Origin of the sequence: Streptomyces sp. NPDC006872 (genome assembly GCF_040635845.1) — a bacterium.
Taxonomy (GTDB): domain Bacteria; phylum Actinomycetota; class Actinomycetes; order Streptomycetales; family Streptomycetaceae; genus Streptomyces.
The window spans coordinates 205,710-224,550 of sequence record NZ_JBEYIL010000004.1 but is presented as its reverse complement, the minus strand read 5'-3'; the positions used below and the strand labels follow the sequence as shown (position 1 = coordinate 224,550).

The following is an 18,841-nucleotide window of genomic DNA, read 5'->3' as shown; positions in this document are numbered from 1 at the left end:
CGGCAGCGGCAGCGGCAGCGGCAGCGGCAGCGGCAGCGGCAGCGGCAGCGGCAGCGGCAGCGGCAGCGGCAGCGGCAGCGGCAGCGGCAGCGGCAGTTCGCAACGCGTACTGGCGCTGGCGGAACTCCCCGTTCGAGTGGGCGAGTTGTCCACAAGCGCATGCTCGTCCACCGATCTCAGGCGTTCCCACTGCCCGACCGGCAGGCACCGTAACGTGATCCGTGCGAGCGCTCGTGCACGTCCTCCAGCGCATCCGCCGGCCTTCCACAGAACGGAGCCCTACAGCGATGAGCGACCCTCGAATCCTGACTGTGCGTCCGAAGCAGGGCGAGTACGCCTGGACGTTCGGCGGTGCGCCGCCGGTGGCCCGCATCGCCCCGGGCACCATCCTGGACCTGTACACGGAGGACTGCTTCGCCGGGCGGGTGCGGTCCGAGAAGGACCTGGTGTCCGAGGTATGCGAGTTCCCCTTCCTCAACCCGCAGACAGGTCCCTTCCACATCGAGGGAGCCGAACCGGGCGACACGGTCGCCGTGCACTTCGTGTCGATCGAACCGGCCCGCGACTGGGCCGCCTCGACCACGGTCCCCCTCTTCGGCGCACTGACCTCCACGCACACCACTGCCACACTGCAGCCCCCGCTCCCGGAGCGGGTGTGGATCTGGCCGCTGGACCTCACCCGGCGTACGGCGCTGTTCCGGGCGCAGGACAGCGAGTTCGAGATCGAACTGCCCCTCGACCCGATGCACGGCACGGTGGGAGTGGCGCCGGCCAACCTGGAGGTGCGCTCGGCGCTGGTGCCCGACGCGCACGGCGGGAACATGGACACGCCCGAGATGCGGGCCGGGGTGACCTGCTACCTGGGGGTGAACGTCGAGGGGGCGCTGCTGAGCCTGGGCGACGGGCATGCCCGGCAGGGGGAGGGGGAGACCTGTGGGGTCGCCGTGGAGTGCGCCATGAACACGGTGGTGATCGTCGAACTGCTCAAGGGACTGGCCACGCCCTGGCCGCGCATCGAGTCGGACACGCACATCGTCTCGACCGGTTCGGCCCGGCCCCTCGAGGACGCGTTCCGCATATCCCAGCTCGACCTGGTCCAGTGGCTGGTGCGGGACTACGGGTTCGGCGAGTTGGACGCGTACCAGTTCGCGACCCAGACCGTGGAGTCGCCGTTGGCCAATGTGTGCGACACGAACTACACGTGCGTGGCCAAACTCCGCAAGGAATGGCTGCCCGCCCGCGAGACCCACCGGGGCGTGCACGCGCGGTTGCGCGAGACGGCGGCGGCGTTGCGCGGCTGAGTCGACCGGAGCGGTACCGGTACCGGTACCCGAGGCTCGTCGACTCCGTCCGATCCGATCCGGATCGAAACCGGATGCTCGTCTTTCGGGTGACCATCGTCCAAACGGTTGTCGGCCCGCGCACCCGGAGTGACGATGTCCCCAGCCGTACCCCGAGCCGTACCTCAAGCCGTACCCCGAGCCGTACGCCAAGCCTGACCCCAAGCCGTACCCCAGCCGTTTCGCCTTCCGGGAGGACGAGTTGACCGATCCCTGGGTGGCCCTGGAACCGGGGGCCGACCCCGCCGAGCGTGTACGGATCCTGCGACGGGCGCACGAGACGTTCACCGAGGCGGGCACCGTGCCGCGGCCGGTGCGTGCCGTCGTGGCCGACTCGTGGCGGCGTTCCGCGCGGGCCGGCGTCGGCCCCGACGGCACCGCGAACGTGGAGCTGACCGACGGCGAGCTCGGCGCCTACCGCTCCGAGCATCCGCTGGCGCGGGTGATGCCCCTGTTCCGCGAGCTGATGGGCACGTTCGCCGCGGACGGGGAGCATCTGCTGGCGGTGTGCGACGCGCGCGGCAGGCTCCTGTGGGTCGAGGGTCACGCGGCGACGCGCCGGCAGGCGGGGCGGATGAACTTCGTTCCGGGTGCGCGGTGGGCGGAGAACGCGGTGGGGACGAACGCTCCGGGCACGGCGGTCGCCCTGGACCGGCCGGTGCAGGTGTTCGCGGCCGAGCACTTCATCCGGCGGGTTCAGCCATGGACGTGCGCGGCCGCCCCGGTGCACGATCCGCGAACCGGGCGGGTGCTGGGCGCCGTGGACATCACGGGCGGGAACGGACTGGCGCATCCGCACAGCCTGGGGTTCGTGCAGGCGGTCGCGCGGGCCGCGGAGGCGCATCTGGCCCTGCTCGCCCCGGAGCGGCCCGCCGCCGAGACACCGCGGCTGACCGTGCTCGGCCGGGACGAGGCGTGCCTGGTCACCGGCGGTCGGCGAATCAGGCTGAGCCGTCGGCACAGCGAGATACTCGTGCTGCTGGCCCGTCACCCCGAGGGTCTGACGGGTGAAGAGCTGCTGTGCGCGCTGTACGAGGACGAGTCGGTGCCCCCGGTGACGCTGCGGGCCGAACTCGCGCGGCTGCGCGGGGTGCTCGGTCCGGGGCTGCTGGCCTCGCGTCCCTACCGGCTCACCGTCGGATTCGAGTCGGACGTGGCCGTCGTCGAGCGCCGGCTGGCGGCCGGCGCGGTGACGGCGGCCGTGAGCGCGTACACCGGGCCGCCGCTGCCGGCGTCCCAGGCGCCCGCGGTGGTGCGGCTCAGGAGCCGTCTCGCCGACGGCCTGCGCGCCGCGCTCATCGCCTGCGGCGACCCCGATCTGCTGGCGGACTGGGCCCACTCGTCATGGGGCGAGGACGACGTCGAGGTGTGGCGGGCGCTCGCGGCTGCCCGCCCGACGGCCGCGACACGGGCGCGGCTCACATCGCTGGAGTCGGAGCTGGCGGCGCCGGCCGGATGGCCACACCCGCACCCGTAGTGGTGGGCGACCCGTCAGCCGGCGGGTCCGACCAGCGCTGCAACGTACCTGCAACGTCCGCTTCCCTAGCCTCCCGCGGAGAGCTGCCCAACGGCGGGCAGCGCTGCTGAGGGAGGCAGAGCAGGATGACCCGTTACACGGCGCCCGGAACCGAGGGCGCGATCGTCTCCTACCAGGCGCGCTACGACCACTACATCGGCGGCGAGTACGTGCCTCCGGCTCGCGGGCAGTACTTCGAGAACCCGTCTCCGGTGAACGGGGAGACGTTCACCGAGGTGGCGCGCGGTACGGCGGAGGACGTGGAGCGGGCGCTCGACGCGGCGCACGCGGCCGCGCCGAGCTGGGGCCGCACCTCGGCGACCGAACGCTCCGACATCCTGCTGAAGATCGCCGACCGGATGGAGGCGTACCTGGAGCCTCTGGCGGTCGCGGAGAGTTGGGAGAACGGCAAGCCGGTGCGGGAGACGCTGGCCGCGGACATCCCGCTGGCCATCGACCACTTCCGCTACTTCGCCGGCGCGGTCCGCGCCCAGGAGGGCGCGCTCAGCGAGGTCGACGACGACACCGTCGCCTACCACTTCCACGAGCCGCTCGGTGTCGTCGCGCAGATCATCCCGTGGAACTTCCCGATCCTGATGGCCACGTGGAAGCTCGCGCCGGCCCTGGCCGCGGGCAACGCGGTGGTCATCAAGCCCGCCGAGCAGACCCCGGTCTCGCTGCACTACTGGATGAGCCTGGTCGCGGACCTGCTGCCGCCGGGCGTGGTGAACATCGTCAACGGCTTCGGCGAGGAGGCGGGCAAGCCGCTCGCGTCCAGTGCGCGGGTGGCGAAGGTGGCGTTCACGGGCGAGACGTCCACGGGCCGGCTGATCATGCAGTACGCGGCCGAGAACCTGAAGCCCGTCACGCTGGAACTGGGCGGCAAGTCGCCGAACATCTTCTTCGACGACGTGTGGGACAAGGACGACGACCTGCGTGACAAGGCCCTCGAGGGCTTCACCATGTTCGCGCTGAACCAGGGCGAGGTGTGCACCTGCCCGTCGCGTGGTCTGATCCAGCGCGGCAACTACGGGGACTTCCTCCAGGCGGCCGTCGCACGCACCGAGCTCATCAAGCCCGGCCACCCCCTCGACACGGACACGATGATCGGCGCGCAGGCGTCCGGCGAGCAGCTCACGAAGATCCTCTCCTACATCGACATCGGCCGGAACGAAGGCGCCAGGATCCTCACGGGCGGCGAACGCGCCGAGTACGACGGGGAGTTGAAGGGCGGGTACTACGTCCAGCCGACGATCTTCGAGGGTGACAACCGTATGCGGATCTTCCAGGAGGAGATCTTCGGTCCGGTCGTCTCGGTGGCCTCGTTCGACGACTTCGACGACGCCATCAAGATCGCCAACGACACGGCGTACGGTCTCGGGGCCGGGGTGTGGACGCGGGACATCAACACGGCGTACCGCGCGGGCCGGGCGATCCAGGCGGGCCGCGTGTGGACGAACTGCTACCACGCGTACCCGGCGCACGCCGCCTTCGGCGGCTACAAGCAGTCCGGGATCGGACGCGAGACGCACAAGATGATGCTGGAGCACTACCAGCAGACGAAGAACCTGCTGGTGTCGTATTCGCCGAAGAAGCTGGGCTTCTTCTAGAGGCACGAGAAAAGGCGCCTGGCCTGGGCTTTTGCCCGCCAGGCGCCTTCCTCTCGGCCCGCCCGGAGCAGGGACCGACTTACGTCATAACTCCCAGTTCCTCCCACCGCTGTCCCGATCCTGACCAGTACTTCCGGACCAGTCACGGACCAAACCCCGACTCACCCTTCAGACTCCGCGCCCTGGCTGACACGGTCCCACTCCTGCATGGACTGTTCGATGAGGCGGTTGGCCTGCTCTCGGACGCCGTCCAGGAACTTGGCGTAGTGGCGGAAGAGGACCTCAATGCTCTGGCCCGCGCGACGAGCGCACTCGGCGGGGTCCACACCGGAGTACAGCCAGAACGAGATCCCGGCGTGCCGGAGATCGTAGGGCCGCTTGGCCAGCTTGGAGGCGAGTTCTGTACGGGTCAGGACGTACTTCCGTGCCCGCGCCCACGTTGTGCCATATGCAGCTGCGTCCACATAGTTGCCGGCCTCGTTCCGGAACAGTCGGCCGTCCGGCGCCACGCCGAAGCGTTCAATGTGTGCGCGGAGCATGCGTACGAACTGCGGCGGGATGGGCACAGGCTGGGTCGCGGTAGCCGCGCGGCGCTTGAGGGAGTGCACCTCGTGCACCGAACCGCCGTCCGTCCACTCTTTGCCTGCTGTGACGACGCCACCCGACAGGTTGAGCATCCCCCATCCGGAGTCGGGCAGATGACACTGTTCGAGCCGGAGATGAATGACCTCCGCAGGCCGCATCGCCGCGTAGTACATGCAGGCGAAGAACGCCTCCAGGTGAGGGCCGCGCCCGCGCTGCCGGGAAACCGCCGTGAGCAGCCGGGCGACCTGGGCGGGATTGGGAACGGCAGCCGGGTCCACTTCCTCGTTGACCGCTGGAGCGTTCCACCTGAGCCCGTTGAAGGGATTCTCCGTGAAGTAACCCTTCTCCACAGCGATGTTGAGGACTTCGTTGAACGCAGCCCGCTTGCGCCGTGCCGTCTTGGCAGCAGCCTCCTTGCCGTCCGGCTTGAGGCACAGGGCGTCCAGTGCCCGTCGCAGCACATCGGCTTCCGTGAGAGCACTGAGAGGTCGTTTTCTCCCGTTGTTTCATCCCGGAATCTGCTATTTGGTCTGCATTGCCGGGTCGCGCCAGGAGATGGTGTTCTCGCTGGTGAGGCGGCGGGCCATGAGGTTGGTCATGGCGATGTGGATCATGGCTTCGGAGCGGACGGACAGGGTCTCGTAGTCGCGGGCTAGCCGGCGGTTGAGCATGAGCCAGCCGTAGGTCCGCTCGACCGCCCAGCGTTTCGGGATCGGGGTGAATCCCCTGGTCCCGGGCTTGCGTTGAGTGATTTCCATGTCAATGCCGAGGGTGGCCGCGTGCTCGACGAGGTGCTGACGGTAGCCGCCGTCGACCCACACCTTGCGGATGCCGGGGTGTTCGGCCGCGACATGGTCCAGGAGTCTGGCGCCGGCGACGGAGTCCTGCACGCTCGCCGCTGTGACCAGCACGGCAACCAGAAGCCCGATGATGTCGGTGACGATGCTCCGCTTCCTGCCCACGATCTTTTTCCCGGCGTCGATGCCCTGGCCGGCGGCGGGGACGCTGGTGGAAGTCTTGACGCTCTGGGCGTCGATCACACAGGCCGACGGTTCGGCATCCCGCCCCTCCTTCTCCCGCAGGAGCTGCCGGAGCAAGCCGTTGAGCTGCGCGAACACTCCCTCGTCCGCCCACTTGGCGAAGTAGCCGTAGACCGTGTTCCAGTGTGGAAAATCGTGCGGGAGGTAGCGCCGCTGAACGCCGGTCCGGTCCACGTACAAGATCGCGTCCATGATGTCGCGCAGGTCATGCTCGGGCGGCCGGCCGAAGTCCAGGGCCCTGCTGCGGCGCTCGAAGCGCCAGGCCGCCAGTACCGGCTCGATCAAATCCCAGCGAGCATCGGACAGATCACTCGGATACGGGCAGCGCTTCGGCATGCTCGCGATGTACCGACGCGGACCGAGTGCGCCCAGGCGCACAGCAACGCCGGCAGAAGCACGCAGGGCTTCGAAGACCAGGCTTCCTGGGATGAAACAGTCACCAGCCATATCCCACCCCACACGACACACCACCCGACCCACATGACCCAACCGCAACGGGTACCTCTTCCGCACCGCACCCCTGCACGACTAGAAACAGGCCATTTATGAACGAGATAGGTGAAAACGACCTCTGAGACCGTGTTTGAGATCTGCCGTGCCTCGGTGCCGAGACGGTCGTTGAGCCCTGCGTGAGTGGTTGTTCTGGGGGTGGGTATCCGTCGGATCTGACCGACGGGCAGTGGGCGTTGGTTGAGCCGTTGCTGCCATCGGCGCGGGTGGGTCCGAAGGGCGGACGACGGGAGAAGCACCCGCGGCGGCGGATCGTGGACGCGATCTTCTACGTCGTACGGACCGGATGCGCCTGGCGGCAACTGCCGAGGGACTTCGCGCCATGGCCGACGGTGTACTGGTACTTCACGTGGTGGCACGACGACGGCACCGTCGAGCGCATCCACGACGCCTTGCGTGGCAAGGTCCGTGAAGCCGACGGCCGCAGAGCAGAGCCAAGCGGGGGCCTGATCGACTCGCAATCCGTCCGCACCGCCGATACCGTTCCGGCCTCCACCAGGGGATTCGACGCGGGCAAGAAGGTCAAGGGCCGCAAGAGGTTCATCGTCACCGACACACTTGGCCTGCTCCTGGCCGTCCACGTCGTCGCGGCGAACACACAGGACCGCGACGGCGCTCGACGCCCCCTGCTGTGGACTCGGCTCGACCACCCGAGTGTTCAGAAGGTCTGGGCGGACCAGGGCTTCGCCGGCCGCCTGGTCGAGTGGGCCGCACAGGTCCTCGGCCGCGACCTGAAGATCGTCCGCAAGGACCCTGACCAGTGTAGCTTCCAGGTCCAGCCCAAGCGGTGGCCGGTAGAGCCTACATTCTCGTGGCTCACCGCCCACCGGCGCCTGGCCCGGGACTACGAGACCAGTCCGGCCCACGCCGAGACGATGATTCGATGGGCCATGATCGGCGTCATGGTCCGCCGGCTCACTCGGGGCCGTGCTGCGATGCGTCCCGGCCCACGACCGCTCGTGCGGCACTCCTCGTAGACAACCTGCCGGCTCCTCGCCGCGGTAGCTGCTGTCGGCGAGCTACAGAGCCAGAAACCTCTCAACCTCACGTTTCAGGGTAGGCGGCACGTCGGCCAACTCCGAGACGATCAGGCGGACATCCCGCTCGAGTTCGGGGGACTCGCTCCAGACCTCCGCACTTCTGGTGAGCACGGCGGCCAGCAGATCACCCTCGCACATGTCGCCTTCCGCCATTGGGTCGATCCGGAGGGCCTCCACCGCCAGGGGCAGGAGATAGGCAAGGCCCACGTCTTGCCTGATCAATAGCCGCATGTCCTCAACCGTCAGGCCGCCGATCGGCTTGCGCCGAAGCTGGCGCACGGTCGCCATCAGCCGGGTTTCACCGCCCAACGGGACCGACCAACGGTCGCGCTCAAGCTCCTCAAGGGAGAGGTCACGGTTCACGAGTTGAGTCACCGACCGATCGTCCCATGTCAGATCTCAAACGCGGTCTGAGAGGATGCGGCCATGTCCGACCAGTGGAGCGACGTGGTGGTGTTTCGGCTCTTCGAGGACGAGGACCCGCACGCGGGGCGGGACCTCAAGGCGTCGTCGGCCGCGGAGCCGCCCCCGAAGTCAGGTGCTGAAGACCTCCAGCCTGGGCGGGTTGCCTGCCGGGACTGCCGCGCTGCGTACGACCCGGGCAACCCGGACGAGGTGAAGTTGCACACCGAGTCCGTGAACTGCGGGCAGTCGTGCCGGTGCGTCGGGCGTCCACGTTGCTACACGTGCCGCGGCTCGTTCTGCTGTTGCGCCGCGCACTGAGCGGCGGCCACCGTCAGGGCCAACCAGTGTCGTATTGCTTGCCGGACCGCGCCGCCTCACCGTGCGGCGGGCGTCGGTCTAATTCTGCAGAGACCCGAACGTCTCAGCGCCCTGGCCCGTCGGCCTCGACGAGGCGACGGGGGCGGCCCCACGGTAAGTCCGCCACTGACAGCCCTGCAGGGGCAGCCTCAGCACCTGTCACTGCCGAGCAGCGAGGTGGTCGGGCGCGTAGGGGGATAACTGGTAGACGGTGAGCCAGTCGTGCTCGGCGATGTAGCGGTGCATGCTGGTCGGTCTCTCAGCCCAAGGCGTCCTCGCTGTGCGCGTCGCTCTTCGCTGGGAGGGGCCGGGCCGATCTCCAAGGCAACGCACCGCAGCGGACTGAACCCGAAAACCGACCACCGGTCAGTAGGCAGGGGCTCCCGGGACGGACTCAGCTCCGTCGTGCGCTGGCGTCCCTGTGTCGCGATTGGATGCCGAGAACGTCGTAGACGTGTTCGCCGTGTGCCCATCGCACGCCCTGACCCCCGTCAGGATAAAAATCATTTGCCTCAGAGTGTGTATCCCCCGGACCCATATTCTGGGGAGACTCCCCCATTTGCCCGAACCCTCACACCGTGCTGAACTGAGAACGACGGAACCAACCAGTCGAGGCCACTAGCCAACTGGCACGCCAAGCCGTAGAGCTGCCTTCCGGATCCTTACGTCCCAGACCGGACAGAGTGCTATGTCTCCGAACGGAAACGCCTCATCCATGTTCGCCTTCGGATGGCTGCGTCACCGGAGGACAGGACCGCGACGGTGTTCGTGGGCTCGGTTGCGGATTCAAATTTTTACCGCAGCGGTGGGTGGCGTGTTCGCCCTTGCCATCTTCCTTGCCGGTGCACCATCCGCCAGCCCCATGGAAAATTCCGGGAACGGTACTGATCCCATTGATTTCGCTGTTGTCGTTGACGCCTCGCCTAGCGTGCCGGCCGACGCTCTACAGGAGGAGAAAGAAGCAACCGCCCTTCTTGCCCAAGGTGAAATATCAACTGGCTCCCGTGGCATGGTCCTCGTATTCGGAGGAGCTGACGACTCTGGTAACGCAGCGGTGGATGAAGTCTGTCCCTTGACCAGACTTGACGCCGCTGGCAGACAACGTCTGGGAGACTGCGTTAAGAGTCTCAACCGAGAGAAGATCGGCGCAGGAACCGATTTTCCTTCCGCAATCCGTCAGGCATCTAACCGGCTCGCCGCGGATTCATCGCCTGGGACCCCTAAGACCATTTTCCTACTCACCGATGGGAAGCTCGACGTTCGCGACGACCCGGCGTACGGTCCGGATCCTCCTAGGCGACAGGCCAACGGTGAGAAAGCCCTGGCTGGCGCCCTGCAACAAGCGAGGTCGGCAGGGGTGCAAGTCTGGCCACTAGGATTCGGAAAAGGCGTGGAGAAAGCAGCTCTCAATGCTATGGCAAGTGGCGGGTACCAGAACGCGTGCGCTGGCCTGCCAGAGGCCACCCCCCACGCTCGCACCGTCAATAGTTCTGCCGACGTCGACACTGCACTCCTCCAAACATTTGCCGGCGCCCGATGCGCTCATCTGACCGAGGGAACGAGTAGGCGACCATCCAGTGACCTGCATGTCACGCTGCCCTCCATCGCCACGAGCGCGGCGATCATAGTGATCAAGCACGATCCCATGGTCACTGTGAATTACTCCGATCCGCAGGGAACGAAGGTATCCCGCAATCAAGTCAGCGGACTTCAGAACACGGTGGAGGGGTTGCAGGTCCGCCAGTCCGCGCCGGGTGACTGGACCGCACATATCGACGCACCTCCTGGCCACAGGGACCAAACAGCCACCATCGGGGCGATCTGGCAAGGTGTCGTCAATTCCTATGTCGACGTACAGAGGGAGGCGGAGAATGGTGAGAAAATCCCGGTAAGCGTGCAGCTTCAAAATCAGCAAGGAGTGCCCGTCACCGACCTTCCACAGGCGTACGGTGGACGAGTCGGTGTCCGGCTCACCGGACAGAGCATCCAACCAACAAATGCCCAGTTGGAGGATACGGGCCGGGAACCGGACAGCGAGTCTGGCGATGGCCAGTTTAGCGGTTACTTGGAAATACCAAGCAGCGCCCGCGGGAAGCTGGCTGTCACGATCACAGTCACCGCTCCGGGTATCACTGGTGATTCCCGGCCAGTCGACATAGAAGTAGGCCCCATAGAAAAGCCACTCGTAGCAGCTACCGGGGTGCTCGACCAGCAGACGGTCCAACCGGGCGGAACTGTTTTCGGAACCGTGCAGACCACGAACATTGACAGCAAGCCGCATGAGCTTCGCCTCATGCTGCGGGACTCGAACAAAGCCGTCCCCGCTCGGATCAGCCCCGTGATCGTGTCTGTGCCGGCTGGCAGTTCGCAGGAATTGCATAAATTCGGGATCTCTGTCAGCGACAGAGCACCCGAGGATCAGATGGTTGGCGGGCGTGTAATCGTCATCGACAGCACAGACGGGAACAAGCAACTCGCAACAGTATTCGTCGGAACGGAAGTGACGGGGACTCCCTCGCCCCCGTGGGCGCTCATAGCCACTCTATGCATGGCTGGGATACTGCTTCTTCTATTCTCATGGGATCGCTACCGCAGGTGGCTAAACCCGGCAGGGCTGCAGCTAACACTCTACGCCAAAGACAAGGGGGAAGTGCTATCTAAATCTCAGCCAGTGCAGACCGGCCAGAAGGGTCCTTACCCCTTCACCGTCGCCGGGAACGAAGTGAAGCCTGGCCGCAGCAGCAAAGAGTCCTATCAGATTCACCGCTGGATACCCAAGGGTCGACTTAAGATCAAAAGCTTTTTGAGCGGAGAAAAGCAAGAAGTTCATGACGGCCAGCCATATGATATCGGCAACAATAGGAGCATAGTGCCGTCCTATCGGTCGTCGATTCGACCCGCTGGCCCAGGAAATAAAACCAATGGCCCAACAAGCGGAAAGGATGATCATTTCTAGGGTGAGGCACCCGGCGAGTCGGATGGGAGCAGACGGGGATGGAAACGACGATGAACATCCATCAGCCGATGCTGTTCGTAGGGCTGGGGGGCACCGGTTGCCTCATCGGCGCTGAACTCGAGCAGAGGTTGAGGGAGGAGCTGTGCGGCCCTGATGGCGTGAGGCTGGTGAATGGGAGCGGTCGATCGCGATTCCAGCTTCCCGAGTGCCTACAGTTCGTGTATGCCGACTTCAACGAGGCCGAGCTCAACAGGCTCCCGCACCGGCGGGTGGATCGCTCGCTGAGAACGGCCTACGGCCACACAGCCCACGCCACCCCAGGACTGCTTCCTCCATACGATAGTTCGCCCGACCTTACGCGCATGCTGCGGGTGGCCCTTCATGACGATGTGCAGGAATGGCTCCCTCCGAGCGAGCATGAGCCGCGGGTTGCACCGCTCTACCACGGTGCCGGCCAGCTACCGAGTGTGGCTCGCGCGGCTCTTTTCTCCACCCTGCGAAGCGGGCCTGAACCGGTCCTGGCCCCCATTCGTGAGGCTGTCGACGGAATTAGTCGCTCCATAGCCGACTTGCGTGAGCTTGGCGGTCGCCAACTGCGAGGCTGCGATGTTTTCGTTGCCTTCTCCTTGGCAGGCGGAACGGGAACTGGTCTCTTCTACGACTACATGCACTTGATCCGGCAGGCATTCGACACAGCAAGATTCCCAGGAGTCAGCATCTACCCGCTAGTCATCATGCCGTCTGCATTTCCTCCGGCATCTGGAGGCGGGCGGGAGGCGGAACTTAACGCCGCCCGTGCGGTGGTTGACTTGTTCCATCTGGTCGATGAGCAGAACGTGCCCACTGTCGAGCCCGATATCACAGACGCTGGCCGACGAGGAACACTAAGCGTCAAGTACCCAGAAATGGGACGCCTGCATCTCCGGCCCTCAACGCTGCAGACCGCGTTCCTTTTCACCCGAACTGCAGGAATTCGACCGGACGACCTGAGGCGGTCCATTGTTGCCATGGTGCTGTCGCTCATAGGTACAGAAACTGTTGGAGAGAAGACCGGATCTGGCGGAGCCGATGACGAATCGCCATCATTCGCCGCCAGTTTCGTCAACAGGGGGATACATCGCGCTGCTCGTGCCGCATCTGGAATCGGGCGGAGGGGTGTATCAACCAGCCTGGCGGCTTCGATGACGGTCCCGACAGACGAGCTTGCAGAGCTCATCGCAGGCCGGCTGCTGTGTGAGGCGATCGAGGACCTCACCGGCAGCGAAAGCCGCAGAGGCGAGGAAAACTCGGCCTTGGTGCGGGGCTTGTTCGTCGACTCAGGGATCAAAGACCTGTGGGAACGCCAGGTGTTGGACCCACCACAGCCCTATCCGCTCCCTAAGGGCAAGAATCCGATCATTCAGGCTCTCAGAGACCGTCTCGACACCATGAATGATCAACTCTCGAGCATGGACAGTGAGCTCGACCAGCAAGTGACGACCCTAGCCGAAGGATTCAACCCCAGGAAGGGCGTGCAGGAGCTGCTCAAGAAGGTCGACCCCTTCCGCGCACAGCGAGTTGTTACCGGAATCGCGGGTCACTCGGATCGCGTATCCGCTGCTGGATTCGAAGGGCTGCTCGCCAACAGGGCAGACACTCCAGAGAAGCCGAAGCAAGCCGACGGCGCAGAGTGGGACGTCGAGTCCCCGCCCAATGTCCCCCAGGTCAGGAGGCGCTACGGCGGGCTCGTCCAGGTTCACTGGACGGATCCGGAAGTCTCCCCTGCCGTAGAGCACCAAGACAAGTGGTACACGTGGAGAGGCCGCTCTCTTTGGCACAAACACTGGAGAGAGCACACCACCGTATGGAAGGCGGCACTAGAACGGGCGAAGTCCGATGTGGACGAGCTCGTCCGGGCATTCAGTGCGTACATCGACGAAGGCTCGAGGACCCTCCAGGACAGGCAGACCGAGCTGTATCGAGACGACCGCACCGGCGTGGCCTACCTCCTTCCCCCACGGGGGTCCTTCGACGCCTTCTACGAGGATCTCAAGGGCAGACTGCTCCAGGAGGAAGGGCTCCCGGCCGAGAAGGGCGTGGCCAGGCTGCTCGAGCGGATGCTCGTCGATGACCGGTGGGAGCACGTCACCGCCAGGCCCCCTCGAGAGACTGTGAACTCAGCGAAACGCCTCTTCGAACAGCGGGTCAAGAAGCTGTTCTACGCTACCGGCGCACCCGGGGACCGCCCATTGCTCCCGTCGCTCGGAACGCTGCTCACCAGCGCAGCACACGGCGAAAAGGTGACAGATGTCGCTGGCGGACAGTGGCTGGACGTCGACCGATTCCGCACACAACTGGCGGGACTGCTCCCCGCTGGATTCGTCCCTGAGGGCGAAGGCCCCCTGAAGACCCTCATCGTCTACCCGCAGACCGATGAGCAGGAATTGGCGCAGCAGTTCCTGAAGGAGGAGCTGCAGCTACCCAGCGAAGGCAGCCCCGAGTTCCATTCGGCGGCGACGGATTCCATCACGGTGGTTCTGTTCCGCAGCGAGATGGGTATTACTGAGGTTCCCGAGGCACGGCAGGTGCTGCGGTTGTGGGCCCAGACGCGCGATAACGAGGATCCGGGAAGTCTCCTGGCCTGGCGCCAAAGGACCGGCTACCGGGACAGGAACTGGCCGATCGCCACAGTGGCCGACCAGCAGTACATCCTGCACCGCATTCTGTCCGCGATGTGGAACGGCCAGGTCGAGACTGTAGGTGACCCCAAGTCTCCCGACGGCCTTCGCATCGAGCTGCGACCTAACGGCGCAGCCACCATGACCCTCCCGTTGAAGCAGTACCCCAACCGCATCTCCAGTTGGTCGGGGTTGATGCGTGCGTACGAGGACTGGACGCTGCTGGACGCTGGCTCAATCACCGAGGAAATGTGCAGCCTCCTGATGGGCACCCATGCACACATGTCCGAGCCGTCTCCGCTCTTCCTGCATCTGATCCGGGACGTAGCGCCTCAGCAGAGGCTGCTCCTTGAGAGCCTGTCACAGGATGGGCACAGCAACGCGGAGAACTGGGTGGGCCCCCTGCGGGACTTCTGGAAAGTGCACCTGGAGGCCGCTGTGCGTATCGGCTTCCCCTGGCAGCAACTTACCGACGGATCTGCCCCTCAGACTGCCGAAGTGCCGGCCTTGAACGACATCGAGGGAGAAGGCACCGTCGGTGCCCACGTTGTGGTCCAAGACACCGAGACAACACTCGCCACGCGCTCTGACGGGTCGGGGTCGTCAGATGCGTCCGCGGCAGCAACCGGACGGCAGGCGGCCACAAGGGCACCAGCAGGCGACGGGGGCACCGCCATCGCAGCGATCGGTACGAACGTGGGCGGCCACAGCAGAACCGGCAGCGTCTTCACCTATTGCCAGTCACCCCCGCAACTGCGGTCTCTACACCCGAACAGCGGCCCCGCCATCGGCGGCACCGAGGTCCTGGTGACCGGAAGCGGCTTCACCGCCGACACCGTCATACTCGTCGCAGGTAAACCCATCCCGACAACTGTGCTGGACGAAACGACGATGCGGTTCCGGACGAGCACGGGCGTCCCCGGGCCTGCCACGGCGAACGCGACGGACGGCGAACAGACCAGCAACCCGCTTACCTTCACGTTCCTCAGGGAACCCAGTGTCACCAGCATGATTCCCGAGGCTGTGCCAAGTACAGGCGGCACCGAAGTGACCGTTACAGGTACGGGTCTGACAGGAGTCTCGGCCATCGACACGGACGGGGCCACGCCCGAGATCGTCACCCACTCAGACAGCACGCTCACCTTCACCGCACCTGATCACGAAGTGGGCCGTGTACCTGCCACCCTCATCGGCCCTGACGTTGTCCGAACGCTCGCCGGCGTTCTCACCTACATCCCTCCTGCTCCACAGGTAACGAACCTGGCACCCGATGAGGGCACCATGACCGGTGGCACTCATGTGACCATCAGCGGCACAGACCTTGGGAGCGTGCGCACGGTCACCTTCGCCGCCACACCCGCGGCAGCGGTGACCAGAGTGGACGACCAGACGATCATTGCCGTCGCTCCACCGACCACCTCCGCCGGCATCGTGTCCATCGCCGTCAGCAGCCTGGGAGGATCGGACACAGCCGAGTACCGGTACCTGCCGGTACCGACAATCTCCCGAATCGAGCCGTCTGTCGGCCCGATCAAGGGGGGCACCACAGTAACCCTCCACGGCACAGGCTTTAGCGGCGCCACCGCCGTGACCTTCGACGGCCTGGGAGGTAGGGATCTCCATGTCATCGACGACAACACGATCGCTGTGGAAGCTCCACCACACGTGGCAGGCACGGTAGAAGTCTCCGTCACCGCACCCAACGGGACCTCAGCGTCGGCCCCCTCCAGCTACTACGGCTTCCTCCCCGCACTTGGAAAGTTGTAGAGGGCTAAGACCGGCTAAGACCGTGTCCTGCGTGGTGAGGCGGACGACAATGCCCTTGCGTGCAATGCGCACACCGATCGATCCCTTCCCAGTCCTATGACGTGTCGCGTTGCCGGTACCGGGCCGCGTCGGACGGTCAGAATCGTGAGGACGCCACAGCAATCGGCAGGCCCCTATCGGGACACGCCCCGCCAGCCCGGTACCGACAACGCACCATCCCCGGCCATCGGCCGACACTGTGACAGCGGGACACTTCGGTCAGAAATATCATGAGTCAGACCTCGGACCCGGGACAGTACCCACCCATCCTCCCGCCCCTCACATCACCCCCACCCAGAAACACTGAGCACGCTCAGTCCCAGCCCTTGGCACATCCTGGATGTGACTCCGGCCGATCGTTATACGGCACAGAAGCCGACATCTTTGTTCAGGCCACTTCACGACCGGGGCGGCTTCTTCCTGGCTGTCTGCACCACGGGGCAGCGCACCAACGTGCCAACGATCGGGTCCGATCCGCAGTGGTGGCCGAGCAGCGGCGCCGCCCGCTACCAGCTCCATCCCGCCGACAGCCCCGTGCACGTCACCTACACCGGCCGCGTCCCGGAGGCAGCGCTCCAGGACGCAGCCCGGCGAGACAACCAACGGCGTCGCGCGGAGGCCACCGCCGTGGCAAGAGCGGTATCTCGTCCGATCCGCTGCCCATGAAGTCATCGGCATCACGGCGGTTGCCGGGGCCCGGTCCCCGGCTTCCCGCCCTCAAGCCGGAGATCGAGCCCGCCGACACCGACGGTGTCTCTTCGAAGGGGACCGGCTGTGCATCACCAGCGCAGGGAAGCATGATCGCCGTTCATGGAATGCGCGCCGCAGAACAACGGCAGAGCCGGTGGGGGTGCCAGCGCTCCCTCACCCCTCAGGGGAACAAGGCGAGCTGTTCGTCCTCCGGTGCTTGCGCGAGGCCGGGATCCTCTGCGTATTCCGGGTCCAGGTCTGCCGGCTCGGTGTCCGTGCCTTCCTCGATCACGCCCAGCGCCGCCGCTACGCGCTGCCCATTGACGTTGCCCGCCGCCTCGGCGGTGGCCAGCTCCTCCAGGGAGGATTCCTCAGCGTCACCCGACTCTGCCTCGGCGACCGTCGGCAGTACGTAGTGCTGGGCGAGGCTCGCCAGATGCAGGGGCAGGGGGAGGGAGAGTGCGTCCAGGTAGTCGGGGGCTTGGCGCAGCTGGTGCACCGCCAGAGCGAGTGCTTCGGGTGAGTCGCCGACATCCGCGTGGCAGCCCAGGACTGCGATCTCCACTAGCCCGGGGTTCCAGGCCGGGATGTGTGTATCGATGGTGGGTTTGCCCTTGTTGGGTCCCTGGCGCAGCGGCCGGGGCGCGATTTTGTCGGCCTCGACGGCGGAGTCTCGGAAGGTGCTCGCTTTGGGTGTGGTGCTGTAGAAGACCCGGCCCGAGGAGCGTGCGGCGTCTTCGTCCTCCATCCACAGCCCCTGGGGCAGGCCGTTCACTTCTCCGGGAGAGGCGTTGCCCCACCATTGCGGGGTCTCCCGCCCTGCTGCCGTACGTACGCGAATCAACCGGAGATCGGGGTCGAGTCCCACCGGCTGCGCGTGCCCGGTCTTGATCAGGTCTCGTTCGGTTCGGCCGTCCTGGAGCCACGGCCAGTGCAGCCGACTGTTCTGCGAATGGGTCAGCAACGTGGTGGGGCGGCCGCGAAGAGAGCGGACCATTTTCTGGATGTATCGGGCGGTCGCCCTGCGCTGTTCGTCCATGTTCTGCTGCCAGACGCGGTACTTCAAACGCTGCTGCGGTACGAAGGTGGCAGCTTCGGTGTCCGGGGGCGTCGTGGTCTCGGTCTCGGTGGGTTCGCTGACCTCCGGGATTTCGGCTGTCTTGACCAGGCCGAGCAGGAACTGGGGGTAGGGAATCCAGCGTCCCATCCGCTCGTCCCAGCCTGTGACGGCCGCCAGGCCGCTGCCCGGTGCCAGCGGTGTGACCATGACGGCCACCGGGGTGTGGCGGGGCAGTCGGGTGGGGCCGTCCTTGCGCCGCTTGACCATGTACGTGGCGACGTAGCGCAGGTCCTTGGGGATCCCTTCGCCGAGCGTGTGCTCGGGCAGGACACGGACGCCGTACTGGCGTAAAGCGTCTTCCCAGCCCGAATGGACCCGGTGGGAGAGGTTTTTCTCGCTGTTGTAGCCCTTGGCCTTCTTGGGGGCGAGCGCGAATTGCGTCAGGACGCCCGCGTCCGCGCAGCCCAGCCGGAGCGCGTATTTGGGGTCATCCAGACGGTGGGCGAAGTCCTGGCGTCGGTCGATCTCCACGAGGGCGAAGCTGGGGTGAAGCGGGTCAGCTCCGTCGTCGGCCAAGAATGCGGCGGCAGTTTTCCGCCGGGCGTTGATACCGGCCTCCAGGGCTTTGCCCCTGGGCCGCGCTGTGGGGTCGATGCCCAGGGTGTCGGTGATTCCCTCGGTGGTGCGCAGGCAGCGAAGGCGGAGGGTGAGTTCCGGGGCTTTCCACTCGAGAGTGACGGGGCTTCCGGGTGCGGCCCGCTCGTATGCCTCCTCGGCAGTGGCTGGCTCTGGGCGGCTTCCGTCGCCGTCCAGCCCGAGGACGTCGGCGAGGGCCTCTATGGCTGCATCCCGGAACGACGGGCTCTGCCAAAGCAATCTGGCTTCGACGAGGCACCCGGCTCCCGTCCCCTTGATCGCTTCGGCGGGGTCCTGCCCCTGGTTGATCTTGGCTGCCACCGCGAGTGCGGTCCGGCGGGCGCGGGCTTCGCGTTGCGCCTCCGCTTCCTTCTCCGCCGCCTTGGGCTTGGGCCGGGCATTGGCGGGGGCGCTGCTGCCAACGCTCGCCCGGCTGAGGCGACCGGCTCCCGTCATGACCAAGTGCACAATGACGCCCCGCCGCAGCATCGTCGTATCAGGTCCCGTCTACGCAGGACCCCCGCCGGAGCAAGCCGACGGGGGTCCTCACGTGTCACAAGCGATCACGGGCGGGTCACCAACCCCGCGGACGCACTCACGCCACAAGGCTCTGACCTGGACTTACGCGCTCCC

General features: G+C 66.0%; 10 protein-coding genes. 6 read left to right on the top strand and 4 right to left on the bottom strand.

Translation table 11 applies throughout. The features are described from left to right. Nucleotides 1-287: 287 nt before the first annotated feature. From ABZ725_RS13890 to ABZ725_RS13880, 3 genes are all read left to right on the top strand, one after another. Nucleotides 288-1,301: an acetamidase/formamidase family protein gene (locus ABZ725_RS13890; protein WP_358802901.1), complete on the top strand. Its 1,014-nt coding sequence runs from the start codon at nt 288-290 to the stop codon at nt 1,299-1,301. Nucleotides 1,302-1,542: 241 nt separating this feature from the next. Then, nucleotides 1,543-2,817, top strand: coding sequence for a GAF domain-containing protein (locus tag ABZ725_RS13885; protein ID WP_358802900.1), 1,275 nt, complete (start codon nt 1,543-1,545; stop codon nt 2,815-2,817). Nucleotides 2,818-2,942: 125 nt separating this feature from the next. After that, nucleotides 2,943-4,466: an aldehyde dehydrogenase family protein gene (locus ABZ725_RS13880; RefSeq protein ID WP_358802899.1), complete on the top strand. Its 1,524-nt coding sequence runs from the start codon at nt 2,943-2,945 to the stop codon at nt 4,464-4,466. A gap of 161 nt (nt 4,467-4,627) precedes the next feature. On the opposite strand, the gene ABZ725_RS13875 is transcribed toward ABZ725_RS13880, so the two are convergent. Together ABZ725_RS13875 and ABZ725_RS13870 are read right to left on the bottom strand one after the other, a co-directional pair. Continuing rightward, nucleotides 4,628-5,512 carry a hypothetical protein gene (locus ABZ725_RS13875; RefSeq protein WP_358802898.1) on the bottom strand — a complete coding sequence of 295 codons (885 nt, stop codon included), beginning with the start codon at nt 5,510-5,512 and terminating at the stop codon, nt 4,628-4,630. Nucleotides 5,513-5,572: 60 nt separating this feature from the next. Further along, nucleotides 5,573-6,427, bottom strand: coding sequence for an IS5 family transposase (locus tag ABZ725_RS13870; protein WP_358802897.1), 855 nt, complete (start codon nt 6,425-6,427; stop codon nt 5,573-5,575). A gap of 293 nt (nt 6,428-6,720) precedes the next feature. Here ABZ725_RS13870 and ABZ725_RS13865 point away from each other — a divergent pair, with 293 nt between their 5' ends. Beyond that, nucleotides 6,721-7,578: an IS5 family transposase gene (locus ABZ725_RS13865; protein WP_358802896.1), complete on the top strand. Its 858-nt coding sequence runs from the start codon at nt 6,721-6,723 to the stop codon at nt 7,576-7,578. A gap of 42 nt (nt 7,579-7,620) precedes the next feature. Here the strand turns inward: ABZ725_RS13865 and ABZ725_RS13860 are convergent, their stop codons facing one another. Continuing rightward, complete coding sequence (locus tag ABZ725_RS13860; protein WP_358802895.1) at nt 7,621-8,016, bottom strand: contact-dependent growth inhibition system immunity protein; 396 nt, start codon at nt 8,014-8,016, stop codon at nt 7,621-7,623. Nucleotides 8,017-9,217: 1,201 nt separating this feature from the next. Between ABZ725_RS13860 and ABZ725_RS13855 the strand changes: the two genes are divergently transcribed. Beyond that, nucleotides 9,218-11,359 carry a vWA domain-containing protein gene (locus ABZ725_RS13855; protein WP_358802894.1) on the top strand — a complete coding sequence of 714 codons (2,142 nt, stop codon included), beginning with the start codon at nt 9,218-9,220 and terminating at the stop codon, nt 11,357-11,359. Between the two features lie 38 nt (nt 11,360-11,397). Beyond that, on the top strand, nt 11,398-15,783 hold the full coding sequence (locus ABZ725_RS13850; protein WP_358802893.1) for a tubulin-like doman-containing protein: 4,386 nt from the start codon (nt 11,398-11,400) through the stop codon (nt 15,781-15,783). Between the two features lie 910 nt (nt 15,784-16,693). Here the strand turns inward: ABZ725_RS13850 and ABZ725_RS13845 are convergent. Beyond that, entirely contained in the window at nt 16,694-18,664 is a 1,971-nt protein-coding gene (locus ABZ725_RS13845) for an RNaseH domain-containing protein (RefSeq protein WP_358802892.1), read from the bottom strand. Nucleotides 18,665-18,841 lie beyond the last annotated feature (177 nt).

Excerpts from the sequence above, each read along its gene's own strand:
- ABZ725_RS13870 (WP_358802897.1), bottom strand. The coding sequence starts at position 6,427 with ATGCCGAAGCGCTGCCCGTATCCGAGTGATCTGTCCGATGCTCGCTGG.
- ABZ725_RS13880 (WP_358802899.1), top strand. The coding sequence starts at position 2,943 with ATGACCCGTTACACGGCGCCCGGAACCGAGGGCGCGATCGTCTCCTAC.
- ABZ725_RS13890 (WP_358802901.1), top strand. The coding sequence starts at position 288 with ATGAGCGACCCTCGAATCCTGACTGTGCGTCCGAAGCAGGGCGAGTAC.
- ABZ725_RS13850 (WP_358802893.1), top strand. The coding sequence starts at position 11,398 with ATGGAAACGACGATGAACATCCATCAGCCGATGCTGTTCGTAGGGCTG.
- ABZ725_RS13845 (WP_358802892.1), bottom strand. The coding sequence starts at position 18,664 with ATGACGGGAGCCGGTCGCCTCAGCCGGGCGAGCGTTGGCAGCAGCGCC.